The organism is Streptomyces sp. NBC_01454 (assembly GCF_036227565.1).
In the GTDB taxonomy this organism is placed as follows: domain Bacteria; phylum Actinomycetota; class Actinomycetes; order Streptomycetales; family Streptomycetaceae; genus Streptomyces.
Genome location: NZ_CP109460.1, coordinates 1,843,797 through 1,869,175 on the forward strand (window position 1 = coordinate 1,843,797; position 25,379 = coordinate 1,869,175).

The window sequence follows — 25,379 nt, forward strand, 5'->3', positions numbered from 1 at the left end:
ATGACGTGCGGCAGAAGGTGCGTCCCTCGTAGGGCCGGCCGGAGCTTCCGTGCCCGGGGGTCGAAGCAGTGGAGGCCCCTCGATGGGGCGACCCCGGCCGCGTGGGCAGACGCCTCCTCGGCCATGAACTGTCGAGGTACCGGCAGGACGGATCGGCGGCGGCGAGCCCCGGCCAAATCGGCGGCCGGCCAGCCCACTTCGAGACCGGGGCCGAGGCAGCTGCCGGGGCCGGAGCCGTCCGATACCGAGGCCGGGCCGGTCTTCACACCGGCCGAACCCCCAGCCCTAGTGCGCGAACTCCGACACGAACGCCGCGCAGAAGGCGTCCAGGTCCGCGGGCCTGCGGCTGGTGATCAGGGTGTTGGGTCCGGCGGTGCAGATCGCGACCTGTTCGTCGACCCAGGTGCCGCCCGCGTTGCGGATGTCGGTCCGCAGGCTCGGCCAGGAGGTCAGGGTGCGGCCGCGCACCACATCGGCCTCGATGAGCGTCCACGGGGCATGACAGATGGCGGCCACCGGCCTGCCGGCGTCGAAGAACGACTTGATGAACGCCACGGCCCGCGGGTCCAGGCGCAGGGCATCCGGGTTGGCCACGCCGCCGGGCAGCACCAGACCGTCGAAGTCCGCCGCGGTGGCCTCGTCCACCGTCAGATCGACGGGGAAGGTGGCCGCCTTGTCCAGGTGGTGGAACGCCTGCACCTTTCCCGCGTGGGTGGAGACCAGGCTCGGACCACCGCCCGCGGCGACCACCGCCTGCCAGGGCTGGGTCAGCTCCACCTCTTCGGTGCCCTCCGGGGCCACCAGAAACGCCGCCTGCATACTGCGCTCACGTCCCTTCGTCGGGTCGGGGAGCGAGGAAGCCCACGCTCCCACGTCCGACCATAACGGCCCGGGGCGCCGGACACTTCTTTGCCGGGCCGGGCCCCGCGGACCGGGCCTGTTGAGCCCTCCCGGGGACGCCGGGAGCCCCGTCCGTCGGCCGCGTGATCCGGCATGATCACCGGAGCCCCGCTCGCCCGATCGTCCACTCCCCGCCGTTGTGCTGGACACTGTGTACATGCCGCTGCATCTCTCCGACCTCCTGGCCCGGCGCGACCTCGGTCTGTCCGTCGCCTACGACGTGCCGCCGCGGCTGCTGGCGCGCACGGTCGAGGCGGCGGCGGTCTCGGATCTGCCGGCGCCGGGGAAGTGGCTGCAGGGCGGCGAACTCCTCATGACCATCGGACTGTTGCTGCCGAAGGAGCCGGCCGCGTGCCGCGCGTACGTCCGGGATGTGGCCGGGGGTGGAGCGGCGTGTCTGGCGCTCGGGCTGGGGCAGGGGCTGCCGTACCAGCAGGCGCCCGAGCCGCTGGTGACGGCGGCGGAGGAGGCGGGGCTGCCGCTGCTGACGGTGCCGGACGGGGTGCCGTTCATCGCCGTCACCAAGGCGGTCTTCGACGCGCGGGCCCAGGAGCAGCGCGAACTGCTGCAGCGGGCCTTCGCGACGCAGCGGCGGCTGACGGCCGCGGCGGCGGCCGACGGGCTGCGGCCGATGCTGGCGGAGTGGACGGCCGCCACCGGTGTGGGCGCGGCGGTGCTCGACCCGCTGGGGCGAGTGCTGGCGGCGGGCGGGCCGGAGCAGCGCACGCCTCCCCCGCAGGCGCAGGAGCTGCTCGCCCGGGTCGCCGCGCACGGCCTGCGCGGCAGCGCCGCCAGCACGGCCGCCGGGCAGCAGCTGGAGGTGCAGCCGCTGGGGGCGCGGCGGCTGCGCGGGCTGCTGCTGCTCACCGGCCGCCCGGACGACGCCGCCCGCTCGGTCGTACCCGGCCTGGTCTCGCTGCTCTCCCTGGAGCTGGAGCGCCGTCATCTGCGCGATGAGCCGGAGCGGCGCCGCAGGTCGGCGCTGCTGTCGGAGCTGCTGGCGGACGAGGACCCGTCCGCCGAGCGGGCCCGGGACGTGCTGCGGTCGGCGGGGCTGACCGCCGAGCGGGTGCGGGGCGTCGTGGTGGAGGCCCCGGGCGGTGCGGGGGCCCGGACGGCGGCGGACCCCCCGCAGGACGACGGGAGCGCGGAGGGCGCCGCGCAGGAGATGGCCGCCGATCTGGCGCTGGCGCTGCCCGGCGGCCTGGTCCGGGTCGTGGACGGGGCGGCGGGCCCGGTCATCGAGGCGGTGGCCGGTGACGACCTGGACGTCCGGGAGATACTCGCCCGCTTCGCCCCGCACCGCCCGGCCGGTATCGGCCCCGCCACCAGCCCCGAAGCGGTCCGGGTGTCGCTGCACCAGGCGGCCGGTCTGCTCGCCCTCAGCCGGGCGAGCGGGGAGCCCGCCCAGGCCCGGCAGAGTCAGGCCAGCCGGCTCCTGCTCGACCTGGGTGACCGCCGCACGCTGCACGGCTATGCCGACACGGTCCTGGGCCCGCTCGACCTCGCGGACCACGGGGAGGAGCTGACCGCCACACTCGCGGCCTGGCTGGAGACCGGCGGCGCCTGGGACGCCACCAGCCGGCGGCTCGGCGTCCACCGGCACACCGTCCGCAACCGCCTGGACAAGGTCATGGAGCTCACCGGCCGCCGTCTCGACGACCCCGACGACCGCTTCGACCTCTGGCTGGCCACCCGCATCCGCCGCGGCGGCGCCCCCGTCACAGGCCCCGGCGGCCGGCCCGCTCCCCCGCCTCCGGGCCCGTGACACCGCCCCGCATGTCCTTTTTGGCTTTCGCTCTCCCCCCGGGACCGTTTTTACTTCGAGGATGACCTACGAGATCCGCCCCCTCCCGCCCGGCACCGCCGCCCCCGCCACCGCGCCCCCTGTCGGCTCCGCACGGGGCAGCGGACGCGGCGCCCTGGTGGCCGTCAGCGATCTGCACGTCCGCTACCAGGAGAACCGCGACATCGTCGAGGGGCTGAAACCGCAGTCCGAGGACGACTGGCTGCTGGTGGCCGGCGACATCGGCGAGCGGGTCTCCGACATCCGCTGGGCACTGGAACTGCTCAGCAGCCGGTTCGCCAAGGTGGTGTGGGTGCCCGGCAATCATGAGCTGTGGACGACGGCCGACGACCCGGTACAGCTGCGCGGGGTGGCGCGCTATGAGCATCTGGTCGGCATCTGCCGGGAACTGGGGGTCCTCACCCCCGAGGACCCCTATCCGGTCTGGGAGGGCGACGGCGGCCCGGTCGTCATCGCACCGCTCTTCCTCCTCTACGACTACACCTTCCGGCAGCCCGGCGTGACGTCCACGCACGAGGCGCTGGCCCGGGCCGAGAAGGCCGGAGTGGTGTGCACCGACGAGCACTTCCTGCACCCGGACCCGTATCCGACGCGGCAGGCGTGGTGCCGGGCGCGGGTGGCCGCCACCGAGGCCCGGCTCGCCGCCGTGCCCGAGGACCTGCCGACGGTGCTGATCAACCACTGGCCGGTGGTGCGCGAGCCCACCGACCCGCTGTGGTACCCGGATTTCGCGCTGTGGTGCGGTACGGAGGCGACCGCGGACTGGCCCGTGCGGTTCCGGGCCGCGACCGTGGTCTACGGCCATCTCCACATCCCGCGGCTGCTGGTCTGCGACGGCGTCCCGCATCAGGAGGTGTCACTCGGCTACCCGCGCGAGTGGCAGCGCCGCTCCCGCGTCCCGGGCCGGCCGGTCCAGATCCTCCCCGTGCCGGCCGCGGCCGGCGACACCACGGGGACCCGCGCATGATCGACAAACTGCTGCCGGCCCCGGTCGTGACCGCCGAGGCCTTCCAGGACGCCCCGTTGTCGCAGATGTTCCCCGAGGAGTGGGAGCTGGTGGCCAAGGCCGTCCCCCAGCGGCAGAAGGAGTTCGGCACCGTACGCGGCTGCGCCCGCAACGCCTTGGCCGAGCTGGGGTTCGCCCCCGCGCCCCTGCTGCCGGGCCCCCGCCGGGAGCCGCAGTGGCCGGCCGGCATCGTCGGCGCGATGACGCACTGCACCGGCTACCGCGCCGCCGCGGTGGCCCGTTCGGCGGAGGTCCGGACCATCGGCCTGGACGCCGAGCCCCATCTGCCCGTGAACGACCCGGGCGTGGTCGATCTGGTCACCCGCCCCGCGGAACGCGCCCAGCTCACCCGGCTGGCCGCGGTGCAGCCCGAGGTCTGCTGGGACCGCCTGATCTTCAGCGCGAAGGAGAGCGTCTACAAGGCGTGGTACCCCCTCACCCGCCGCTGGCTCGACTTCCAGGAGGCCGAGCTCACCTTCGACCCCACCAACGCCACCTTCACCGCCCGCCTCCTCGTCCCGGGCCCCGTGCTCGACGGCCGCGAAGTCACCGAATTCCACGGCCGCTGGCTGATCGGCTCGGGACTGGTGGTGACGGCGATCGCGATGATGGCCTGAGGGCGGCGGGGCGGGGGCTGTGCACGGGGCCGGCGGCCCGGAAGGCGTCATCGGCCCGCCGTGGCAGCCCTGTTCGCCCGGCGGTCCGGACCGCCGGCGCCGGTCCGGCGCCCACGATCCGATCCGCCCTCCCCGGGGCCGGCATCAACCGCCCCTGGAGCGCGGGAAGATGGCGCCTCGCGGACGTCCTTCCACGTCCCGACGCGGCGCCATGTGTTACGCGCCAGTAGGTGACAAACGAGGGCCCGGCCACCGGAACCGCCCACGCCTTGCGGTAATTTCATGAACCGTCAGGACGTGGAAGGGTCAGCAGCGCACTTATGCACCAGCAATTCGACCCCATCGGTGGGACGCACCTGCCCGACACCGAGCTGGTCCGGCGCATCCGTGCGGCCGCTCGGCCCGACGGCCGGGCGGCGGCCGGTCCGGGCGGCGCGCCGGCGCCGGACGCCGCAGCCGAGGCAGCCGGTGCCGCCCTCGACGAGTTCCACCGTCGGCATTACGCCGCCGTCCTTGCTTACGCCCGTGCCTGCTGCGGGTCCTCCCAGGCCGCGGCGGATCTGGCGGCGGAGGCCATCGAGAGCGTTCTGTACTCCCCCGACCCGGGGGAGGGTCCCGATGTGGCCTGGCGGGAGAGCTTGTTGGCGGCGGTGCGCCGCACCGCCGCCGTGTGGCACCAGGGTTCACGACGGACCGAGCTGCGCGAGGGGTTCGCGGACCGCCCTGCCGACCGGCACACGGGGGACGGGCCCGGCACCTCCGGGGTCGGACAGGGGGCCTCCACCGGTGGCGAGACCGCCGCCTCCGTACGCCCCGTGGAGCCGCACGCGTCCGCCGCACCACAGACGTCCCGGGGCTCCCGGCCCGCGCGCCTCGCCCTGCTCACCGCTGCTGCCGTGGCCGTCCTGGCCGGCGTGGCCTTCTCCGTCGGCTCTCTGCGCGGCCCGGCGCAGCACGACACCTCGGCCACCGGCCCCGGACACTCCGGTTCCCCTCCGTCTCCCACCGCGCACCGGTCGCCGACGGCATCCGCCAGGAGCTCGGCGAGCGCCTCCAGCTCGGCGTCGGGCACCCCGTCCGCCGGCCCCACCAAGCCGTCGAAGCAGCCGAGTTCCCGGCCTTCGTCGTCGGCCAGGTCGTCGTCCCCCGGGCCGAAGGGCAAGCCGCCGCCCACCCGGACCACCGCGTTGAGTGCCCGGCCGTGGAGCTCCAGCTCGAACGGCTGGGGGCCGGTGGGGCAGAACCGCAGCGTCGACGGACGTCCCCTCACCATCGCGGGGGCCGGTTACCCCGAGGGGTTGGGGGCCCACGCGCCCAGCGAGATCGCCTATCAGCTGGGGGGTACCTGCTCGCGTCTCAGCGTGGACGTGGGGATCGACGACGAGGTGGGCGCGAACGGCTCGGTGGTCTTCCAGATCTACCGGGACGGCGCGAAGGCCGCCGACAGCGGGCTGATGACGGTCGGCCGGCCCGCGAAGCACCTCACCGCGGACCTCACCGGCGGCAGCGAGCTGCGGCTCGTGGTCACCGACGGCGGCAACGGGAACAACTCCGATCATGCCGACTGGGGCCGGCCCCTGATCAGTTGTAGCTGAGCGGCCGGCCGGGACCCGCCGGCTCATGCGGCGGGGAGTTCCGCCCAGCGTGTGATGCCGCCCGCGTGGACGTGTGTGCCGCACTCGGCCGCCAGGGCGGTGACGATGCCGAGTCCGCGGCCGTGCTCGTCCGCGCAGGGTTCGACGGCCGGCCGGCCGTGCGCCGCCGGTCCCGCGTCGGTGACCTCGACGCGCAGGGCGTTGCGTCCTTCGGCCCCGACCCGTGAGAGCCGCAGCACCGCCGGCGGCAGAGCGTGGACGACGGCGTTGGTGGTCAGCTCCGAGACCACGAGGAGCGCGTCCTCGGCGAGCTCGGGGGCCAGGTTCCAGTCGGCCAGGATCGTGCGCACCCGCCGGCGTAGGACGGAGACGGCCTCGGGGATGTGCGACAGCGGACAGACATGGTCGTCCGCCCCCGGAACCACCGCGTCAAGCTGTGCCGTCATGTCTCCTCCTCGGAGGCAGGCCCCCAGCCGGCAGGACACCGGGCTTGAAATGGACGCTATGGGGGAATGGCGAAGGCGGTCAATGAACAGCGGTCGGCATTATCGAACGCGAGCAGCGCGGAGGTCATCGCCTCGGGCAGATGCCGACCTCGGGACTACGATGGCCTCATGGCCGGCCCGGTCCAGTCGATCGAGCGGGCGGCGGCAATTCTCCGTCTGCTCGCCAGCGGGCCCCGTCGGCTCGGACTGGGTGAGGTGGCCGCCTCACTCGGCCTGGCGAAGGGCACCACGCACGGCATTCTGCGCACCCTGCAGCACATCGACTTCGTCGAGCAGGACCCGGCGACCGGAAAGTACCAGCTCGGGGCGGCGCTGCTGCACTTGGGCACCAGCTACCTCGACGTGAACGAGCTGCGCTCCCGCTCCATCAACTGGGCCGACGCCCTGGCCGCCCGCAGCGGGGAGGCGGTCCGTCTGGGCGCCCCCCTGGAGGGCAGGGTGCTCATCGTCCACCACGTCTTCCGCCCCGACGACACCCTCCAGACCCTGGACGTGGGCGCGCTGCTGCCCCCGCACGCCTCCTCCCTCGGCAAGGTACTGCTGGCCTTCGGCAGCGTGCCCGTGGAGCCGGCCGTGGAGGCGGGGCTGGAGGCGTACACCCGGCACACCCTGGTCACCCCGGAGCGCCTCACCCAGGCACTCGCCGAGGTCCGCGAGCTCGGGTGGGCCGCCGAAGTCCAAGAGATGATCACTGGCGAGGCCGGTATCGCCGCGCCGATCCGGGGCCACGGCGGCCTCGTGGTGGGCGCCGTCGGCCTCTCCGGCACCGTCGAGCGGATCTGCGACTCCCTAGGGGTCCCGCTGCCGGGCCTGGTCACCCAGGTCCGCCATGCCGCCCGGGCGATCTCCAGAGATCTGGGGGCCACCCGCTGGTGAGCCCCCGCCCTCGTGCACCGCAACGGAAGGCTGATCATGGTTGAGCGGTATGTGATGTCCATCGACCAGGGCACCACCTCGACCCGATGCATCCTGTTCGACCATCAGGGGCGGCTGGTGTCGGTCGCCCAGCGGGAGCACCAGCAGCATTTTCCCCGGCCCGGGTGGGTGGAGCACGACGCCGTCGAGATCTGGCACACCCTGGAGCGCGTGGTGCCGCAGGCGCTCACGGACGCCGACGTCAGGCCCGATGAGGTCGCCGCCATCGGCATCGCCAACCAGCGCGAGACGACCGTGCTGTGGGACCGGCGTACGGGCACCCCACTGGGCAGGGCGATCGTCTGGCAGGACACCCGTACGTCCCCGCTGGTCGAGGACCTCCGAAGCCGGCCCGGGGACGAGTTCTTTCTCCGGCGTTGCTGCCTGCCCCCTTCCACGTACTTCTCCGCTCCCCGGATCCGCTGGCTGTTCGACCACGTCGACGGGCTGCGGCAGCGCGCCGAGGACGGTGAGGTGCTGTTCGGCACGATGGAGAGCTGGCTGATCTGGAACCTCACCGGCGGGCCGGCCGGCGGCCTGCACCTCACCGACGTCACCAACGCGAGCCGCACCATGCTCATGAACATCAGCACTCTCGACTGGGACGCGGAGCTGCTGGAGTTCTTCGGGGTCCCCCGCGCGATGCTCCCAGAGATCCGCTCGTCGGCCGAGACCTACGGAACCGCCCGTTCCGTGCTCCCGGGCGTCCGGATCACCGCGGCGCTCGGTGACCAGCAGGCGGCGTTGTTCGGACAGACCTGCTTCGCCCCCGGCGAGGCGAAGTGCACCTACGGGACCGGGAGCTTCCTGCTGCTCAACACCGGCACCGACCTCGTGCGGTCCCGGCACGGACTGCTGACCACCGTTGCCTACAAGATCGAGGACCAGCCCGCGGTCTACGCACTCGAGGGCCCGATCGCCGTCACGGGCGCGCTGGTCCAGTGGTTCCGCGACCGGCTGGGGCTGATCGGCAGCGCCCCCGAGATCGAGACCCTCGCGCGCGCCGTCGAGGACAACGGCGGCTGCTACATCGTCCCGGCGTTCTCCGGCCTGTACGCGCCGTACTGGCGCAGCGATGCCCGCGGGGTCATCGTCGGCCTCACCTCGTACATCACGAAGGAGCACCTGGCCCGGGCCGTGCTGGAGGCCACCGGCTGGCAGACCCGGGAGGTGGTGGACGCCATGAACGCCGACTCCTCGCTCGCCCTGAAGGTGCTCAAGGTGGACGGCGGCATGACGTCCGACAACCTGCTCATGCAGTTCCTGGCCGATGTGCTCGACGTGCCCGTGGTGCGCCCCATGGCCGTCGAGACGGTGTCCCTGGGCGCCGCCTACGCCGCCGGGCTCGCCGCCGGCTACTGGCCCGACCTGGAGGTCCTGCGCCGCAACTGGCACCGGGCCGCGCAGTGGCTGCCGGACATGGACCCCCGGCGGCGGCAGTCGGAGTACGAGAACTGGAAGCGCGCCGTCGAGCGCTCGCTCGGCTGGATCCGGCCGCCGAACCCGCCCTGACGGCCCGCTCCCGTGCCGGGAATGCGGCACCCGGCACGGGCTCGGCGTCCCGCCTCTCAGCCCCCGTCCGGAGCCCACCGCAACGAGATCGAGTTGATGCAGTACCGCTGGTCGGTGGGGGTCGGGTACCCCTCGCCCTCGAAGACGTGGCCGAGATGGGAGCCGCACTTCGCGCAGCGGACCTCCGTGCGCACCATGCCGTGGGTGCGGTCCTCGATGAGTTCGACCGCGTCGGAGTCCTTGGGGTCGTAGAAGCTCGGCCAGCCGCAATGGCTGGCGAACTTGGTGTCGGAGCGGAAGAGCTCGGCGCCGCAGGCGCGGCAGGAGTAGACGCCCTCGGCGGTGGTGTCGGTGTACTCGCCGACGAAGGCGGGCTCGGTGCCGGCCTCCCGCAGGACGCGGTACTCCGCGGGCGTCAGCTCGGCGCGCCACTGCTCGTCGGGCTTGTCGATCTCGTACGGCATCGGGGCTCCTTGGCTCAGCTGCCCAGGCGGGACAGGATCGCGGGGCCGAGGTCGGTCACATCGCCGGCGCCCATGGTGAGAACAAGGTCACCGGGCTTGGCCATTCCTGCGACGACATCCGGGACGGCCGCCTGGTCGCTCTCGGGGGTGACATCGGCGCCCGCGGCGCGCGCGGCATCGATGATCAGGGCGCTGGTGACGCCCGGGATCGGGTCCTCGCGGGCCGGGTAGATGTCCAGGACCACGGAGGCGTCGGCGAGGGCGAGTGCCTGGCCCATCTCCGTGCCCAGTTCCTGGGTGCGGGAGAAGAGGTGCGGCTGGAAGACGACCAGCACCCGGGCGCCGTCGGCGGCGCCGCGGATGGCGTCCAGATCGGCGCTCATCTCCGAGGGGTGGTGGGCGTAGGAGTCGATGACCTGGACGCCGGCCGCCTCGCCCTTGAGCTGGAGGCGGCGCTTGACGCCGGTGTACTTGCCGAGGGCGGAGGCGAGGTTGTGCGGCGGGATGCCCAGGGCGATGCCGGCGGCCAGGGCGGCGACGGCGTTGTGGGCGTAGTGCCGGCCCGGGACGGAGACCGTGAAGGTGAGGATCTTGCCGCTGCTGAGGGTGACGGTGACATCGCTGGTCAGGCCGCGGGGGTTGACCTTGAGGATGCGGACGTCGGCGTCCGCGGACTCGCCGTAGGTGACGACCTCGATGTCATGGCGGCCGGCGATCTTGGCGGTCAGCTCGCGGGCGCCGGGGTGGTCGGCGGAGATGACCAGGGTGCCGCCGGGGCGGATGCGGCCGACGAAGGTTTCGAAGGACTCGTAGATCTCGTCCATCGAGGCGTAGTTGGCGTGGTGGTCCAGCTCCACGTTGAGGACGATGGCGACCTCGGGGGCGTACTTGTGGAAGCTGCGGTCGCTCTCGTCTGCCTCGGCGACGAAGATCTCGCCGGCGCCGTGCTCGGCGTTGGATCCCGGGGCGTCGAGGTCGCCGCCGATGGCGTAGGACGGCGTGAGGCCGAGGGCGCCGAGGGAGACGGCGAGCATGGAGGTCGTCGTCGTCTTGCCGTGCGTGCCGGCGACGGCCACGGGGCGCAGGCCGTCCATGAGGGAGGCGAGCGCGTCGGAGCGGTGGACGACCGGGATGCCGCGCTCATGGGCGGCGGCCAGCTCGGGGTTGTCGGGGCGGATCGCGGAGGAGACGACGACGCTGGTGGCGTCCTCGGCGAGATGCCCGGCGGCATGGCCGAGGTGGACCGTGACGCCGAGGGCGCGCAGGGCCTGGGCGGTCGCGGAGTCCTTGGCGTCACTGCCCGCGACCCGGGCCCCGCGCTGCGCGAGGATCTTGGCGATGCCCGACATGCCGGCTCCGCCGATGCCGATGAAGTGCGGTCGGTCCATCGAGGCTGGGATGGCGGGTGCCATGGTGCGTCTCCCTGATCGTCGATCATCGCGAGCGGTGGTGCTGCCGTTCGGTCGTGCTGTCGATGATTCTCGCACCCGGCACCGACAGCCCCGGCCCACGGACCCCGGCGGGCCTGGCTCCCCGGCCCGGCGGCCGGTGGTCAGCGGCGGATCAGGCCCCGGGCGGTGGCGGCGGCGACCGCGGAGGTACGGGAGTCCACGCCCAGCTTGGCGTAGATGTGGACGAGGTGGGACTTGACGGTGGCCTGGCTGAGGAAGAGCCGCTTGCTGACCGCCGCGTTCGACAGGCCCTCGGCGACGAGCTGGAGGACCTCCGTCTCACGCCGGGAGAGCGCGCTGGCGGGGGTGCGCAGCCGGTCCATCAGGCGCAGCGCGACGGTGGGGGCGAGCGCGGACCGTCCGGCGGCGGCGGTGCGGACCGCGGCGGCCAGCTCCTGGGGCGGGGCGTCCTTGAGGAGGTAGCCGGTGGCGCCGGCCTCGATGGCGGCGAGGATGTCGGCGTCGGTGTCGTACGTGGTCAGGATGAGGACGCGGGGGCCGCCGGGGCGGGCGGTGATCTCGGCGGTGGCCTGCGAGCCCAGCATCCGGCCGCCGAACTGGAGGTCCATGAGGACCACGTCGACGTCGCACCGCGCGGCGAGGCGGACCGCCTCTTCGGCGGTGGGGACGTCGGCGACGATCGCGAAGTCCGGTTCGGTCTCCAGCACGGCGCGCAGCCCGGCGCGTACGACGGGGTGGTCGTCGGCGAGCAGCAGCCGGACGGGGGTGTCCGGGGCGGTCACGGGGCGGCCTCCGCGGCTGCGTCGGGTGCGGTGGCGGGGCAGGGCAGGGTGACGGCGACCGCGGTGCCCTCCCCGGGGGCGGACTCGACGGCCAGCGTCCCCTGGAGGGCGCGGGCCCGGGCGTGCATCGCGGCGAGGCCGAAGCCGGTGCCGCCGGCCGCGGCGGAGCCGGGTGCGGGCACCTCGGCGGGCCGGAACCCGGCCCCGTCGTCGACGACGTCCAGCGCGACCTCGGTGTCCATGTAGCTGAGGGTCAGCTCGACGCGGCCGGCGCAGGCGTGCCGGACGGTGTTGGCGAGCGCGGACTGGGCGATGCGCAGCAGGGCGACCTCGTGCGGGGTGGGCAGCGCGAGGGGCGTGCCGGAGACCTGGCAGTGCACGGTGAGACCGGAGCTGCGAGCCGTGGTGGCGCAGAGCCGCTCCAGGGCTGCGGGCAGCGACCCCGCCTCCAGGGCGGGCGGGCTGAGCGCCTGCACGAAGCGGCGCGCCTCGGCGAGGTTGTCGACGGCGGTGGTGCGGGCCTGCCGGACGTGCCCGAGGGCCGCTTCGGGCTGCTGGGGCAGCACGCGTTCGGCGGCCCGCAGCAGCAGCTGGATGCTGGACAGCCCCTGCGCGAGGGTGTCGTGGATCTCGCGGGCCAGCCGCTCGCGTTCGGCGAGCCGGCCGGCGGCGCGCTCCGCGGCGGCCAGTTCGCCGCGGGTGGCGGTGAGTTCCTCGATGAGGCGGCGGCGCTGCTCGCTCTCCCGGTAGAGGGCCTGGTAGCCGAGGACCACGGCGACCGCGACGGCGGCGCCGAGGGCGGGCCCGATGACCGTGCCGACGCCGAGGGTGTGGGTGTGCCAGCGGAATCCCGCGATGGCGGCGAGGGTGGTGGCCGCGACGGCGGGCAGCGACCGGCGCGGCGGCAGCAGATGCAGCTGGACGAAGAACAGCGGGAACGCCAGCCAGACGCCGTCCGGGGTGAGCGCGAGCAGCGCCAGCCACACCAGGGCGACGGCCGCGAGCCACAGGGCCGCGGCACGCGGTGAGCTGCCCACGCGGGGCAGCCGCGGCCCGAGGGCGTAGAGGGCGAGCAGCGCGGCGGCGGTGGCGAGGACGGCCGGGGCGTTGGGGGCGTGCCCGGCCACCGCCCGTACGGCGACGAGCGCGAGCAGCCCGGCCACCAGCAGATGCAGGCAGCTGCGCAGGACCCGCAGGACGGGGGTGAGGGAGGGGGCGGCGGTCATGGCTTCTTCGGTCATGGCCCCCTCAGGCTAAGGGCCCTCCTCACCTGCGGCATCAACCGAAGGGTTGACCGCCGGGCGCACCTTTGGGCGCCCGGCGGACCACTCCCCCGCGCGATGCCCGGACCCCGCCCGGGAGACGACGGTGGGTGGTGGCCGCCGGGCAGTGGGTCCGGCGTCCGGAAGCAACCGGAAGCAACCGGAAGCAAGGAGGGCACCGCCTGTGTTCGTGGCCTGGAGGGACCTGGGATTCGCCAGGGGACGGTTCGCCCTGATGGGCACCGTCATCGCGCTGATCACGGTGCTGGTGGGGCTGCTGTCGGGCCTGACGGCGGGCCTGGGACGGGAGAACACCTCGGCGATCACCGGGCTGCCCGCCGACCATCTGGTGTTCTCGGCGCCCGCCGGCGCCAGCGGCCCCACGTTCACCGATTCGCGGCTGTCCGCGCGGACCGTGGCGGCCTGGGAGCGGGTGCCGGGCGTACGGGGCGCCGAGCCGCTGGGGATCGCGCCGGCGAAGGCCGGGGCGGGCGGCCGGAGCGCCGCGGTGTCGGCGTTCGGGGTGCGGCCGGGGTCCCGGCCGGCACCTGCGGGGGTCCGGGAAGGGGCGGTGGTGCTGTCCAAGAAGGCCGCCGCCGCGCTGGGCGTACGGGCCGGCGAGACGCTGACGCTGGGCGACCGGCCCCGCACCGTCGCCGCGGTGTCGGGCACGGCGATGTACAGCCATACGCCGGTGGTCTGGATGGCGCTGCACGACTGGCGACGGCTGGCGGGCGGCCCCGGGGCGGCCGGCGGGTCCGGCGGGCCCGCTCCCGGGCCGGGCGCCACCGTGCTCGCCCTGTCCACCACGGGGTCGGCCGACCTGGCCGCCGCCGACGCGCGGCTGGGCACCCGGACCCTCGGCACCGGCGACGCGCTGTCGGCCATCGGCTCCTACCGCGCGGAGAACGGCTCCCTCCAGCTGATGCGCGGTTTCCTCTTCGCGATCTCCGCGCTGGTCATCGGGGCGTTCTTCACGGTGTGGACGATCCAGCGCAGCGGTGATGTGGCGGTGCTGAAGGCACTGGGTGCCTCGACCGGCTCGCTGCTGCGGGACGCGCTCGGCCAGGCCGTCGTCCTGCTGCTGCTCGGGACCGGCCTGGGCAGCGCCGTGGTGGCCGCGGTGGGCGCCGGCCTCGGCTCCGCGGTGCCCTTCGTGCTCGACCCGTCCACCGTGCTGACGCCGGCCCTGATCATGACCGCGCTGGGCGCCGCCGGCGCCGCGCTGGCCGTCCGCCGCATCACCTCCGTCGACCCGCTGACCGCCCTGGGAAGTGCCCGATGAGCCTCGAACTGACCGATGTCACCCTCACCTACCCCGACGGCGACGCCCGCTTGACCGCGCTGGACGAGGTCTCGCTGACCGTGGCGCCCGGCTGTCTGACGGCGGTGATCGGGCCGTCCGGCTCCGGCAAGTCCAGCCTGCTCGCGGTCGCCGCCACGCTGATCCGCCCGGAGCGCGGACGGGTGGTGCTCGACGGCACGGACACCACCGGGCTCGGCCGCGCGGAGCTGACGGCGCTGCGCCGCACCACCGTCGGCACGGTCTTCCAGCAGCCGAACCTGCTCCCGTCGCTGACCGCCGCCGAGCAGCTCCAGGTAATGGCCCATCTGGACGGCCGCTCGCCCCGTAAGGCACGCGGCCGGGCACCGGAACTGCTGGCCGCGGTCGGCCTGGAACGGCTGGCCGGGCGGCGGCCGCACCAGCTGTCGGGCGGCCAGCGGCAGCGGGTCAACATCGCGCGGGCGCTGATGAACGAACCGGCGGTGCTGCTGGTGGACGAGCCGACCAGCGCCCTGGACCGCGAGCGGGGCGCCGCGGTGCTCGATCTGCTGCTCTCCCTCACCCATCAGCGCGCCACGGCGACGGTGCTGGTCACCCACGACCCGGCGCATCTGGACGCGGCCGACGAGGTCGCCGAGGTGCGGGACGGCCGGCTGCGCCTGCGGACCGGCGCCCGTCCCTGATCCCGCCGCGCGGCCGCTCAGCTCCCGGGGGAGCTCTGGGGCTGGTCGTCCGCCGCGTGCGAGAAGAGTTTGAGGACCGGGACGCCGACCATGTGGCGGGCCCGGGAGGCCCAGTCGCGGTGGAAGAACTCCTCGACGAAGTGCGGGGTGGTCAGCACGATCACCTCGTCCGCTCCGGTCTCCTCGACGATGGACCGCAGCAGGTCCAGCGGATGGTCCTCGACCACCTGGCCGACCGCCTCCGCACCGGTGGCGCGCAGGGCCCCCAGGGTGTGCGCCAGGGCCACCTCGGCGGGTGCCTCCGCCTGGGCGCCGCCCGGCTCCTCGCCCTCCCGTACGGCGTCGTCGAACTCGCCGAGAGCGACGTCGTCGATGGCCCGCAGCAGCACGTCCTGCTTGCCGCGCGGCTGCATGAGCACGACGAACGAGATCCGGTCGTCGCCATGCAGCGTGGTCACGAACTCCACGTCGGCAGGCGTCAGAGGCTTCTCGATCATCAATACGCTCGTGAACACGACGGACGCCCTTCTTCTCCTCGGGACACCGCATCGCACGGTGCCCCACAGAAACCATCCTGCCCCGTCGCCACACAGGGCCTGCTGGCCTTTAGTGTGCCCAACGGAAGCTAAGCGGAACAGGTAATTCCGCTGTTTGTCACGCCCGGCGGTAGCGAGTGAACAGGAATCCCTCCTCCTCCAACACCGATGCCAGGGCGAAGCGCTCGGGAACCGGGACGGCAGGACCGTTCATGATCCTCTGAGCATCCCCCACAGCCACCACCGGAGCCAGCGACAGACACATCTCGTCCAGCGCGCCGGCCGCGGCGAACTGTCCCAGCAGCCTGGGCCCGCCCTCCGTCAGCAGCCGGGTGTGGCCCCGTCCGGCCAGCACCCCGGCCACCCGCGCCGGATCGACGCCGGTGCCCTCCCCGGCGAACAGCACCTCGACGCCCGCCGCCCGGGCCGTCTCCACCCGGTCCGCCGGGGCGCCGGCGCCGGTCAGTACGAGGGTGGGCACCAGCGGCGCGCTGAACAGGGGCAGCGTGAAGTCCAGCGCCAGACCTGCGGTGACCACGGCGATGGCCGGGGCCGGGCCCTGGCCGGCAGCGGCCCGGCGGGCGGCGAACACCTCCCGGGCGCGGGCCGGGCGGTAGCCCTCCTGCCGCACCGTTTCCGCCCCCACCACCACGGCGTCCGCGAGCCCCCGCAGCACCCCGAAGATCCGCATGTCGGCCTGGCCGGAGAGCGGCTGCGAGCGGCCCTCGTGATGGGCCGCCCCGTCCAAGGAGGACACCATGTTCGCGCGCAGCCAGCCGGTGCGCCCCGCACGCACCGGGTCGTCCGCCGCCGGGTACGCGTAGGCCTGCGCCAGCTCGTCCGGCGTCCACGGCCGGTCCACCGGGTCGACCGCTCCCACCTCGGTCTTCGCGGTGTCGGGGGTCGGCGCGGGCGGGGCGGGGAGGGGGAACAGGCGTCGCATGGCGGCAGTGTGACATGCCTCGCTCACCGGACCGGCGGACACCGCACAGGAGATAGGCTGGACGGCTGTGTCATCTTCCCAGCCCTCTTCCGCGCAGCCCGACCCGACAGCCGGTCCCCCGGCCGACGGTGACGACGCGACCCCCGCCGCGCTGACCGCCCGCGCCCCGCACGTCCCGGCCGACCGCCTGGTGGCCGAGATGGTGCCGCCGCCGCGCTTCCAGGGCGCCCGCTTCGACACCTACCTCCCGGACCCGAAGCAGCCCAGCCAGTCCGAGGCCGTCCAGGTCCTGAGCGACTTCGCGGACGGCATCGGCGACGCCCCGGCGGGCGGCGGAAAGCGGCGCTGGTTCGCCAGGAAGCCGGCGGCCCCCACCGGCCCGCGCGGCGTCTATCTGGACGGCGGCTACGGCGTCGGCAAGACCCATCTGCTCGCCTCCCTGTGGCACGCCGCCTCCGCCCCGGCGGAGCGCAAGGCCTTCGGCACCTTCGTCGAGCTGACGAACCTCGTCGGCGCGCTCGGCTTCCAGCAGACCGTGCGCACGCTCGGCGAGCACCGGCTGCTGTGCATCGACGAGTTCGAGCTGGACGATCCCGGTGACACCGTCCTGGTCTCCACCCTGCTCGGCAAGCTGGTGGACGCCGGGGTGGCACTGGCCGCCACGTCCAACACGCTGCCCGGCAAGCTCGGCGAGGGCCGGTTCGCCGCCGCCGACTTCCTGCGCGAGATCCAGGGGCTGAGCGCCCAGTTCCGTCCGCTGCGCATCGACGGCGAGGACTACCGCCACCGCGGACTGCCCGAGGCGCCCGCCCCGTTCGACGACGAGACGGTCACCCGTACGGCGTACCGCACGCCCGGTGCCTCACTCGACGACTTCCCCTCCCTGCTGGAACATCTGTCCACGGTGCACCCCAGCCGCTACGGCGCGATGTGCGACGGCATCGAAGCGGTCTGCCTCACCGACGTCCAGGCGGTGCCCGACCAGTCGACGGCGCTGCGCCTGGTCGTCCTCGCGGACCGGCTCTACGACCGCGAGGTCCCGGTGCTGACCTCCGGCAAGGCCTTCGACGAGCTGTTCAGCGAGGAGATGCTGCGCGGCGGCTACCGCAAGAAGTACTTCCGGGCGATCTCCCGGCTGACGGCGCTGGCGCGGGACGCGGGCGCTTTGGTGGCCGACGGCTCCCGGTAGGGGGCGAGCGGCGCGATCCGGCGGGCGCCCATCGCACGGTTCCCGGCGGCCGGGCATGGGGCGAGCGCACGTCTGCATCCCCCCACCCCCGAACCCACCCCCGCCCCCTCCCCCGAAGGGGGAGAGGGGGGAGGGGGCGGGGGAGAAAGCCGTGGCCACGGGAACCGCCCCACCACCCCGCCTCGTTCAGCTGCGGCGGGAGGTGAGGGCGCAGGCGGCGGCGGTGGCGGCGGCCGCGATCAGAAGCGTGGCGGCGAGCGGCAGCCAGGGGGTGCGGACCGTGCCGTGGACGGAGCCGGTGACCATGCCCGACAGAGCGGTGTTGACGGGCGAGGCGCCCAGTGCGAGCAGCAGCACGGTGGCGGTCAGACTCACCGGGACGCCCCAGGCGGCACTGCGCAGCACCGGCCAGTTGCTCAGCGCGCCGAGCGCGATACCCATCAGCAGGCAGGTGAGCGCGGTGAGCAGCCCGGCCACGGCCGCGGGCAGGACCGGGACGGCCACCTGGTGGTCGTTGGAGCGCGGTTCGGACAGCAGCGTGACCAGCAGCACGCCGGGCAGCGCGAGCAGCAGCGCGGCGCCGGCCGCGGTCAGCACCGCGGCGAGGTGGGCGCGTTCGGGGCCGGCGGCCGCGGCGGCGCAACTACGGGCGGCCGGCGGTTCGTTGGTGACACAGATCCGGGTCAGCCAGGCGGCGGCCGGCAACAGCCCGCCGGCGGCATAGCCGAGTGTGGCGAGGAGAGGATTGCCGATCTGCACACCGACGGCCAGCCATGCGGCGTAGAGGATGACCGGCGGCAGCCCGCGGTGTGAGCCGATGAGCAGGGCCGTCTGGTAGCGGAGGAGAGCGGTCACGGGAGGGGCGCCTCGTCGGGTGCGGGGGTGGGGTGTGCGGCGGTACCGCGGGTCCCGGCGGCTGCGGGGCCGTCGGCCTCGTCCGGACCCGGGGCGGCGGTGACCGCGCGGATGTGCCAGGGCGGGCGCGCGGTGAGCAGGGCGCGCAGCACGGTGTCGGAGTGGGCGGCCGGGACCGTGAGCAGCGTCGTGCCGTCCGGTCCCGGCGCGATCTCCGTTGTGCCGGGCAGCGGTGGTGCCCCCGCGGGTGCCCGGTCCGGTCCGGCGGTCGGCGCACTGCCGGGTGGGCCCTCGGCCTCGATGGTCACCCTGGGGCCGGTCACGGTCCGCGGGCCCGGCGTCGGCAGGTGCACGTCCTGGGTGAGCAACCGCCCGTCCTCGACCCGGTAGAGGGCGTCGGCCGCGCCCGCCAGCCGTTGCGGGTCATGGTCGACGAACACAACGGTGCCGCCGTCGGCGACCCGTTCGGCGACCGCCCGGTCGAGCACCTCGCGCGCGCCGTGGTCCAGCCCCGTCCATGCCTCGTCCAACACCAGGAGCGAAGGCTCGGCGAGCAGCGCCTGGGCGACCGCGACCTTCTGGCTCGTCCCCTTGGACAGCTCGGCCATCGGGGTCCGTGCGTGCCCGGCCGCCCCGAAACGTTCGAGCCACTCGGTGGCGCGGCGGCCCGCTTCGGGGTCGCGCAGGCCGTGGATGCGGCCGAGGTGGGTGAGGTAGCCGGCGGCGGTGAAAGGCAGGGCGACGGGGAACCGTTCGGGCACATACGCGCTGCGCGGGCGGCCGGTGATCCGTCCGGTGCTGGGCCGGTCGATCCCGGCCAGCAGCCGCAGCAGGGTGGACTTCCCGCTGCCGTTGGTCCCCTCGATGCGCAGCAGTGCCCCGGCGGGCACGTCGAGCCGCACCTCCCGCAGCACCCAGGGGCCCCGCACCCCGTAGCGCCGCCCCACCCCGTCCAGCCTCATGCGCTCCTCCGCCTCCGCCGTTCCCCCGCGGTCCCGCCGCTCCACCGCCCCGACGGTAGCCAATCCGGCCGTCCGGCACCCTCGCGGGGACGCACTCCGCACCGTCCCGCGCGCCACAACCCGCCGCGGGGCGAACGGGGTTCGCGGGCCGCGTGACCGGAGCCGCGCGCTCCGGCCGGGCGGGCGGCCGGGTCGGACGGCTGGTGGCCGCGACCGGTGGAATTCCGGCCGGAGCGGTGGCCGGGGGCGCTGTCGGTGGCGGCTGGCAGACTGGGCGGGTGACCAGCACCGAGACCGCCGGGCAGCCCGGCAACAGCTCCGCCAGCCCCTTCACCGAGGCCGCGAACGACCGGGACGAGGCACCGCAGTTCGTGCTGCCGCTCGTCGCACGGATCGAGAAGGACGCCCCGCCGGCGCGCACCGACGCGCTGGAGACGGCGGCGCGGGCGGTGCTGGTGCTGCTGTCGGACGAGCGGTCGGCCGGGGACGGCGAATGGGCCGCGGCGGTGCGGGACTGGCAGGACGCCCGGATCCGGAAGGTGGTGCGGCGGGCGCGCGGCGCGGAGTGGCGGCGCGCCGCTGCGCTGCCGGGCATCACGGTCACCGGCGCCCGCGCCGAGGTGCGGGTCTTCCCGCCGGTGCCGCTGGACGGCTGGCCGAAGGAGCTGGCGCGCCTCCAGGTCTCGGGCACGGAGCTGGACGACCCGGAGCCCCCCGGGCCGCCCGCCCCCGGCCGTCCGGTGCTGTGGCTCAATCCCGGGCTGGAGATGACGGCGGGCAAGGAGATGGCGCAGGCGGGACACGCGGCGCAGTTGGCGTGGTGGGAACTGTCCGCCGAGGAGCGGGCAGCCTGGCGCGCGGCCGGATTCCCCCTGTCCGTGCGGGCCGCGCCGACCGCGGAGTGGGAGGCGCTCACCCGCAGCGGCCTGCCCGTGGTGCACGATGCCGGGTTCACGGAGATCGCGCCCGGCCCGACGCTCGTGGCCGAGTGGCGGCCGCCCACAGCTCACGTGTAAGGGTCATGCGGCCGGAGGGGGGAGCGGGATCGCCCCGAGCCTTCAGCAGATAACCCACCCCCGCCGGCGCCGCCCCCCAGCAGCTCGGCGGGCGTAGGTCTCCTCGACGTACTGCGAGAGCACGGGCACCGGCAACCCGGGAACCTCGGCCCGCCTGGTGCCCGCCGGCCTCTGAGGGTCGGCGGGCACCGGCATCGCGCACGTCGGGCGGCGCGTTCGGGCCGGGTATCAGGTGGTGATCGTGGCGACGGGGTCGAGGCCGTAGGTGCGGGCGTAGCCGTTCTCGGTGCCGACGAGGAGGTCGACGATCTCGAAGTAGCGGTCCCAGAACGGGGTTTCGCGCAGCGCGTCGATGAGGAGCTGGTAGGCGTCGTGGTCGTCGGCTTCCCAGACCCAGACGTCGGTGACGCGGGTGGAGTAGAACTCCGTGTCGTAGAAGCGTGACCGGACCCCCGTGGTCTTGGCCTTGATCGCGGGGATGACCTGGGTGGCGAAGGCGTTCACCCGTTCCTGGGGGGTCATGGCGAGCCACTCAGGTGTGGTCTTGATGAGCATGAACGCGGTGACGGGCGGTGCGGTTTCCGCAGCGGGCATGACGGGCTCCTCCGGAGGGGCGGATGGTGGTGGTGCGGCGGGCATGTGGGTTCCGGTGAGGGTGCGGGGGTGGTGGGCCGTCAGGAGAGGACGGCGGGCTTGAGGGTCCGGGCGCACCACTGCTCGAAGGTGGTGGGGGACGCGGTGTCCGGGGTGCGGGCGACGCCGGCGTCGAGGCCCTCGTCCTTGGCCCGCTTCATCTCGGCGATGCCCTGGGCGAACGCCTCGTGGAGGCCGTGGCCGACGAGGGTGGTGTACAGCTCGTCGAGCGGCCGGCGTGCGTAGCGGACGGGGCGGCCGAGCTGCTCGGTCATGATGCGGGCCAGGTCGTGGGGGGACAGGTCCTGCGGCCCGAGGACCGGGACGCTGTCGGTGCCGGTCCACGAGCGGTCCAGCAGCAGGCCCGCGGCGACGGCCGCGATGTCGGCGACGGCGACGAGGGGAGCTCTGCGGTCGCCGTCGACGGCGTCGGTGAAGACGCCCTTCTCGCGGATCGAGTCGGCCTCCTCCAGGAGGTTCTCGAAGAAGGACGGGTTGGCCAGGGCCCGGTAGGCGACACCGGTGCCGGCGAGGAGGTCGTCCACGGCGAGGGAGGTGGTGACGAGGCCGGCGCGGTCGGCGACCGGGGTGCCGCGGCCGAGCGCGGAGACGCCGACGACGTGGCCGACGCCGTGCGCGGCGAGGGCCTTCGCGGCGGGGCGGGTGAAGCCGCAGTAGGCGTCCTCGGGAGCCAGGGAGGCGTCCGGGGGGACGAGCCAGAAGACGGCGTCCGCACCCTCGAAGGCCCGGTCGACGACCCCGGCGTCGCCGTGCGAGCCGGTGATCACCTCGACGCGTTCGCGCACCGCGTCGGGAAGCCGGGCGGGGTCGCGCACGACCACGCGCAGTTCCTCGCCGTGGCCGGGGGCGGACTCCAGGAGCAGGGGCAGCAGATGGCGGCCGATGTTCCCGGTGGGAGCGGTGATGGCGATCATGAAAACCTCGTGGGTCGTGCCGGATCGGTACGTCCCTCATCCTGCGGAGGTCAACCGTGTTGCCACAATGGGAACTTGAGCAAGCAATCATTGCCTGAAATGGAATGACGCCCATGAGCAGCAGTCCCTCCCCTGTCCTCGACGCCAATCTCGCCGTCGCCCTGGACGCCCTGCTGGCCGAGCAGAGCGTCACCCGCGCCGCCGCCCGCCTGCACACGTCCCCCGCCGCCATGAGCCGCACCCTCGGCCGACTCCGCCGCGTCCTCCAGGACCCCCTCCTGGTCCGGGCCGGCCAGACCATGGTCCCCACTCCCCGCGCCCAGGCCCTGCGCGACGAGGCCGCCGCGGTGGTGCGCCGCCTCGGCACACTGCTCACTCCCGGCACGGGCGTCGACCCCGCCACCTTGCGCAGCACCTTCACCCTCCAAGCGGCCGACCTGGTCGGCGCGGCACTGGCCCCCGGGCTGCTGCGGCTGGTCCGGCAGGAGGCGCCGGGGGTTTCGCTGCGGTTCCGGGCCGAGGAGTGGGAGGCCGGACCGGCCCTGCGCGAGGGCCGGATCGACCTGGAGGTGGGATCCATCGACCACGTCGATCCCGAGACCCAGGTCGAAGAACTGGTCACCCTCCGGATGGCGGCGGCGGTCCGGCCCGGCCACCCCCTCGCCGAAGGGACCCTGACCCCGGAACGGCTCGCTGCCGCCGAACACGTCGTGGTGAGCCGCCGCGGCCGGTTCACCGGCCCCCTGGACACCGCCCTGGCCGAGCGGGGCCTCCACCGGCGGGTCGCTGTCGTCCTCCCCAGCCACCTGGCCGCGTTGGCCCTCGCCGCCGGCAGCGATGCCGTCTGCCTCATCCCCACCGCGCCCCGCGGCGACGCCCCCTCCCCCCTCACCGACGCCGCCACCACCCTCGGCCTGCGCGTCCTGGACATTCCGCTGCCCCTGCCGCCGCTGACCGTCGGCATGGCGTGGCACCCCCGCCACGCGGCCGACGGCGGCCACCACTGGCTCCGCGGCGCCGTGCGCCGGACGCTTCAGGCACCCGGGATCTCGGCCGGTTGAGGCGGCGGGCGGGTCCGCCGAGGCGCCGGGCCGCGCGCCTGCGAGGCCGTCCGCCGGCGCGCCGGGCCGTCCGCCGGGCCCGCCGGGCCCGCCGGGCCCGCCGGGCCCGCCGGGGAAGCTCAAATCAACCTCTGAATCCGGCCGGTACAGGATTCGGGCCGCCGTGTCGGGTCAGGAGACCCCCACACGAAAGAGGGGGAGCCATGCAGCGCCTGGGTACGGGGATCGGGTGGCGGCCGGAGATCGCCGACGGGATAGCCGAGCTGCCGGGGGTGGACTGGGTCGAGGTGGTGGCGGAGAACATCTGCCCCGGCCATCTGCCGGACGCCCTGCGGGAGCTGCGTGCCCGGGGCACCACCGTCATCCCGCACGGCGTCTCGCTCGGCCTGGGCGGCGCCGACCGTCCGGATGCCGGCCGGCTGACCGCGCTCGCCGAGCGCGCCGCGGCGCTGGACGCCCCGATGGTCAGCGAGCACCTCGCTTTCGTCCGGGCCGGCGGGCCGCTGACCGCCTCGCCACGGATGGAGGCGGGGCATCTGCTGCCCGTGCCCCGCACCCGTGACGCGCTGGACGTGCTGTGCGAGAACGTGCGGATCGCCCAGGACGCGCTGCCGGTGCCACTGGCGCTGGAGAACATCGCCGCGCTGATCAACTGGCCGGGCGAGGAGCTGACCGAGGGCCAGTTCCTGACCGAGCTGGCCGAACGGACCGGGGTGCGGCTGCTCATCGATGTCGCCAACCTCCATACCAACCACGTCAACCGGGGCGAGGACCCGGCGGTGGCCCTGGACGGGCTGCCGCTGGAGGCCCTCGCCTACGTCCATGTCGCGGGCGGGGTGGAGCGGGACGGGGTGTGGCACGACAGCCACGCCCACCCGGTGACGCGGCCGGTGCTGGACGTGCTGGCCGAGCTGTGCGCCCGGACCACCCCGCCCGGTGTGCTGCTGGAGCGGGACGAGGACTTCCCCGGGTACGGGGAGCTGGCCGGTGAACTCGACGCGATCCGCCTCGTGCTGAAGGAGGCCTGCCATGCCGGAGCGGCCTGAGCCGGAGGCCGGCCCGGTGGCGCCGGCCCGCACCGGGCCGCCGGCCCCGGCCGTTCCCCCCGGCGCGGACACCACGACCGACGCGGCGCGGCAGCGCCTGGCGCTGGCGCAGACCGCCCTGCTGTCGGCGCTGGTCGCCGGGACGCCGGACCCCGAGGGCTTCGACCGCGCCCGGCTGCGGGTGCAGAGCCGGGCGCTGACCGCCAAGCGGGCCGATGTCGTCGCCAAGGTCGCGCCGGAGCTGCCCGGCATCCTCGGCCCGGACTACCGGGAGGCGTTCCTCGGCTATGCCCGTCACCGTCCCATGGGCGGCGGCTACCGCCAGGACGCCATGGAGTTCGCGGCGTATCTGCTGGACCGGGGGCGTCCCGAGGACCCGGCGGCACGGCGGGAGTTGCGGCGCTGGTGGCGGGATCGCGCGGGCCGGCGGCCGCCGTCCGCGTGGCCGCCGGCCCGGCTGGTGCGCGCGGTGCGGCAGCGGCTGTCGCCGGGGTGACCGCGGCGCTCCGCACACCCAGGTGCGGGGCGGGGGCGGTTCGGGCCGCGGTGGCGGAACGTGCGGTCTCGCGTGGGGCTGCTCACATGGTGAGAAACCGTGTGGCGACGGACCGGGCCGTACCGTAGAAAACCGGCTATGTCGCTGCTCTTCCTCCTTGTCGCCTGGTCGGCGGCGGTGCTCTCCTGCGCACTGCTGTGCCGCGCCGCCCTCGCCGCCGCCCGCGCCCTCCCGCCGGCCCCGAAGCCGGCCGCGGGGACCGTCCCGGATCCGGCCGCCGCGGAACGCCACGCCTCCGGGCTGACCCTGTACGAGATGGCCTATCTGTCCGGCGGACCGCACCGGCTCGCCGATGTGGTGCTGGTGCTGATGGCGCAGAAGCGGCGGCTGCTGCTCGCCGACACCGGCTGGGCCACCGTCGTCGACCCGGTCGGCACGGACGCCGTCGAGCGCGCCGCCCTCACCGCGATAGGCCCCGAGGGGCAGCGCCGCATACCGGCCGTGCGGGACGCCCTGGTGAGCGACGAGGCGGTGCGGCGGGTGGCCGACCGGCTGGAGACGCAGGGGCTGGCACAGCCGGCCGCGGTCCGGCCGGGCATCGGCAGCGCCGTCCGCCTGGTGCAGGGCGCCGCCCTCGTGGTGCTGCTGTCCGCCGTCGCGACCTACTGGATGGCGGCGCCCGGCGCGGACAACGGGGCGGTCCTGATCTGGTTCACGCTGCCGCAGATCCTCACCCTCGGCCTCTGGGCGGTGGCGCGCTTCGAGCTCCACCCGTACAGCGACTGGGCCACCGTGGCGGGCGAGCGGCGGCTGCCCGGGACGACCGGCTCGCGCGGCGCCCCCGACGCCCCTGCCACCCCCGCCGGCTCGCTGATCACGCTCGCCCTCCGTGGCCCCACCGCCCTCACCGACCCCTCCTTGCGCGCCGCGCTCCACTCTTCCGGGGCATAGCCTCCGACAC

The 25,379-nt window shown here is 74.6% G+C and carries 24 protein-coding genes and 2 pseudogenes; 13 read left to right on the plus strand and 13 right to left on the minus strand.

Annotated features, from left to right (window positions below; all coding sequences use genetic code 11):
• Positions 1-285 precede the first annotated feature (285 nt).
• Positions 286-819 (minus strand): type 1 glutamine amidotransferase domain-containing protein, encoded by a 534-nt coding sequence (locus OIU81_RS07945; protein ID WP_329145291.1) that lies wholly within the window; start codon positions 817-819, stop codon positions 286-288.
• Between the two features lie 238 nt (positions 820-1,057).
• On the opposite strand from OIU81_RS07945, the gene OIU81_RS07950 reads away from it, so the two are divergent.
• The 4 genes from OIU81_RS07950 (at position 1,058) to OIU81_RS07965 (ending at position 5,925) form a co-directional block, all read left to right on the plus strand.
• Positions 1,058-2,668, plus strand: a complete 1,611-nt coding sequence (locus OIU81_RS07950) for a PucR family transcriptional regulator (RefSeq protein ID WP_329145293.1) — start codon at positions 1,058-1,060, stop codon at positions 2,666-2,668.
• 61 nt (positions 2,669-2,729) lie between these two features.
• Positions 2,730-3,674 carry a metallophosphoesterase family protein gene (locus tag OIU81_RS07955; RefSeq protein ID WP_329145295.1) on the plus strand — a complete coding sequence of 315 codons (945 nt, stop codon included), beginning with the start codon at positions 2,730-2,732 and terminating at the stop codon, positions 3,672-3,674.
• Positions 3,671-4,330, plus strand: a complete 660-nt coding sequence (locus tag OIU81_RS07960) for a 4'-phosphopantetheinyl transferase family protein (protein WP_329145297.1) — start codon at positions 3,671-3,673, stop codon at positions 4,328-4,330. The genes OIU81_RS07955 and OIU81_RS07960 overlap by 4 nt, the downstream gene beginning before the upstream one ends.
• A gap of 320 nt (positions 4,331-4,650) precedes the next feature.
• On the plus strand, positions 4,651-5,925 hold the full coding sequence (locus tag OIU81_RS07965) for an NPCBM/NEW2 domain-containing protein (protein WP_329145299.1): 1,275 nt from the start codon (positions 4,651-4,653) through the stop codon (positions 5,923-5,925).
• A 23-nt stretch (positions 5,926-5,948) separates the two neighbouring features.
• On the opposite strand, the gene OIU81_RS07970 is transcribed toward OIU81_RS07965, so the two are convergent.
• Positions 5,949-6,371: an ATP-binding protein gene (locus tag OIU81_RS07970; protein ID WP_329145301.1), complete on the minus strand. Its 423-nt coding sequence runs from the start codon at positions 6,369-6,371 to the stop codon at positions 5,949-5,951.
• A gap of 168 nt (positions 6,372-6,539) precedes the next feature.
• On the opposite strand from OIU81_RS07970, the gene OIU81_RS07975 reads away from it, so the two are divergent.
• Positions 6,540-7,307 (plus strand): IclR family transcriptional regulator, encoded by a 768-nt coding sequence (locus tag OIU81_RS07975; protein WP_329145303.1) that lies wholly within the window; start codon positions 6,540-6,542, stop codon positions 7,305-7,307.
• Between the two features lie 36 nt (positions 7,308-7,343).
• Entirely contained in the window at positions 7,344-8,858 is a 1,515-nt protein-coding gene (gene glpK / locus OIU81_RS07980) for a glycerol kinase GlpK (RefSeq protein ID WP_329145305.1), read from the plus strand.
• Positions 8,859-8,914: 56 nt separating this feature from the next.
• On the opposite strand, the gene msrB is transcribed toward glpK, so the two are convergent.
• The 4 genes from msrB to OIU81_RS08000 all read right to left on the minus strand — a co-directional run bounded on the left by msrB (position 8,915) and on the right by OIU81_RS08000 (position 12,757).
• A complete protein-coding gene (msrB, locus tag OIU81_RS07985; protein WP_329145307.1) occupies positions 8,915-9,322 on the minus strand; it encodes a peptide-methionine (R)-S-oxide reductase MsrB in 408 nt (135 codons plus the stop codon).
• Positions 9,323-9,336: 14 nt separating this feature from the next.
• Entirely contained in the window at positions 9,337-10,734 is a 1,398-nt protein-coding gene (gene murC / locus OIU81_RS07990; protein ID WP_329145309.1) for a UDP-N-acetylmuramate--L-alanine ligase, read from the minus strand.
• Between the two features lie 140 nt (positions 10,735-10,874).
• Positions 10,875-11,516, minus strand: coding sequence for a response regulator transcription factor (locus tag OIU81_RS07995; RefSeq protein ID WP_329145311.1), 642 nt, complete (start codon positions 11,514-11,516; stop codon positions 10,875-10,877).
• On the minus strand, positions 11,513-12,757 hold the full coding sequence (locus OIU81_RS08000) for a sensor histidine kinase (protein ID WP_329145313.1): 1,245 nt from the start codon (positions 12,755-12,757) through the stop codon (positions 11,513-11,515). Before OIU81_RS08000 ends, OIU81_RS07995 begins: the two co-directional genes overlap by 4 nt.
• Positions 12,758-12,962: 205 nt before the next feature.
• Between OIU81_RS08000 and OIU81_RS08005 the strand changes: the two genes are divergently transcribed.
• Together OIU81_RS08005 and OIU81_RS08010 are read left to right on the plus strand one after the other, a co-directional pair.
• Positions 12,963-14,063, plus strand: coding sequence for an FtsX-like permease family protein (locus OIU81_RS08005; RefSeq protein ID WP_329145315.1), 1,101 nt, complete (start codon positions 12,963-12,965; stop codon positions 14,061-14,063).
• Positions 14,060-14,746, plus strand: a complete 687-nt coding sequence (locus tag OIU81_RS08010; RefSeq protein WP_329145318.1) for an ABC transporter ATP-binding protein — start codon at positions 14,060-14,062, stop codon at positions 14,744-14,746. Before OIU81_RS08005 ends, OIU81_RS08010 begins: the two co-directional genes overlap by 4 nt.
• 17 nt (positions 14,747-14,763) lie before the next feature.
• Here OIU81_RS08010 and OIU81_RS08015 read toward each other — a convergent pair whose 3' ends face one another.
• Together OIU81_RS08015 and OIU81_RS08020 are read right to left on the minus strand one after the other, a co-directional pair.
• On the minus strand, positions 14,764-15,261 hold the full coding sequence (locus OIU81_RS08015; RefSeq protein WP_329145319.1) for an indole-3-glycerol phosphate synthase: 498 nt from the start codon (positions 15,259-15,261) through the stop codon (positions 14,764-14,766).
• A 139-nt stretch (positions 15,262-15,400) separates the two neighbouring features.
• A complete protein-coding gene (locus OIU81_RS08020) occupies positions 15,401-16,225 on the minus strand; it encodes a pyrimidine reductase family protein (RefSeq protein ID WP_329145321.1) in 825 nt (274 codons plus the stop codon).
• A 67-nt stretch (positions 16,226-16,292) separates the two neighbouring features.
• Here OIU81_RS08020 and zapE point away from each other — a divergent pair, with 67 nt between their 5' ends.
• Positions 16,293-17,414 (plus strand): cell division protein ZapE, encoded by a 1,122-nt coding sequence (gene zapE, locus OIU81_RS08025; protein WP_329145323.1) that lies wholly within the window; start codon positions 16,293-16,295, stop codon positions 17,412-17,414.
• Positions 17,415-17,600: 186 nt separating this feature from the next.
• Here the strand turns inward: zapE and OIU81_RS08030 are convergent, their stop codons facing one another.
• On the minus strand, positions 17,601-18,269 hold the full coding sequence (locus tag OIU81_RS08030; protein WP_329145325.1) for an ABC transporter: 669 nt from the start codon (positions 18,267-18,269) through the stop codon (positions 17,601-17,603).
• Entirely contained in the window at positions 18,266-19,231 is a 966-nt protein-coding gene (locus OIU81_RS08035; RefSeq protein WP_329145327.1) for an ABC transporter ATP-binding protein, read from the minus strand. The genes OIU81_RS08030 and OIU81_RS08035 overlap by 4 nt, the downstream gene beginning before the upstream one ends.
• A gap of 278 nt (positions 19,232-19,509) precedes the next feature.
• On the opposite strand from OIU81_RS08035, the gene OIU81_RS08040 reads away from it, so the two are divergent.
• The gene (locus tag OIU81_RS08040; RefSeq protein WP_329145329.1) at positions 19,510-20,247 is read left to right on the plus strand and encodes a peptidyl-tRNA hydrolase; all 738 of its coding nucleotides are present in this window, start codon (positions 19,510-19,512) and stop codon (positions 20,245-20,247) included.
• A gap of 34 nt (positions 20,248-20,281) precedes the next feature.
• Here OIU81_RS08040 and OIU81_RS42290 read toward each other — a convergent pair.
• From OIU81_RS42290 to OIU81_RS08050, 3 genes and pseudogenes are all read right to left on the minus strand, one after another.
• Positions 20,282-20,418 (minus strand): annotated as a pseudogene (locus OIU81_RS42290) (DNA-binding response regulator); the annotation flags it as partial.
• 57 nt (positions 20,419-20,475) lie between these two features.
• Positions 20,476-20,841, minus strand: coding sequence for a darcynin family protein (locus OIU81_RS08045; protein WP_329145331.1), 366 nt, complete (start codon positions 20,839-20,841; stop codon positions 20,476-20,478).
• 80 nt (positions 20,842-20,921) lie between these two features.
• Complete coding sequence (locus tag OIU81_RS08050) at positions 20,922-21,815, minus strand: NAD(P)H-binding protein (RefSeq protein ID WP_329145333.1); 894 nt, start codon at positions 21,813-21,815, stop codon at positions 20,922-20,924.
• 113 nt (positions 21,816-21,928) lie between these two features.
• Between OIU81_RS08050 and OIU81_RS08055 the strand changes: the two genes are divergently transcribed.
• The 3 genes and pseudogenes from OIU81_RS08055 (at position 21,929) to OIU81_RS08070 (ending at position 25,369) form a co-directional block, all read left to right on the plus strand.
• Positions 21,929-22,876, plus strand: a complete 948-nt coding sequence (locus tag OIU81_RS08055) for a LysR family transcriptional regulator (RefSeq protein WP_329145335.1) — start codon at positions 21,929-21,931, stop codon at positions 22,874-22,876.
• Between the two features lie 203 nt (positions 22,877-23,079).
• Positions 23,080-24,418 (plus strand): annotated as a pseudogene (locus OIU81_RS42295) (DUF692 domain-containing protein).
• Positions 24,419-24,556: 138 nt separating this feature from the next.
• A complete protein-coding gene (locus OIU81_RS08070) occupies positions 24,557-25,369 on the plus strand; it encodes a TIGR04222 domain-containing membrane protein (protein WP_329145342.1) in 813 nt (270 codons plus the stop codon).
• Positions 25,370-25,379: the final 10 nt, after the last annotated feature.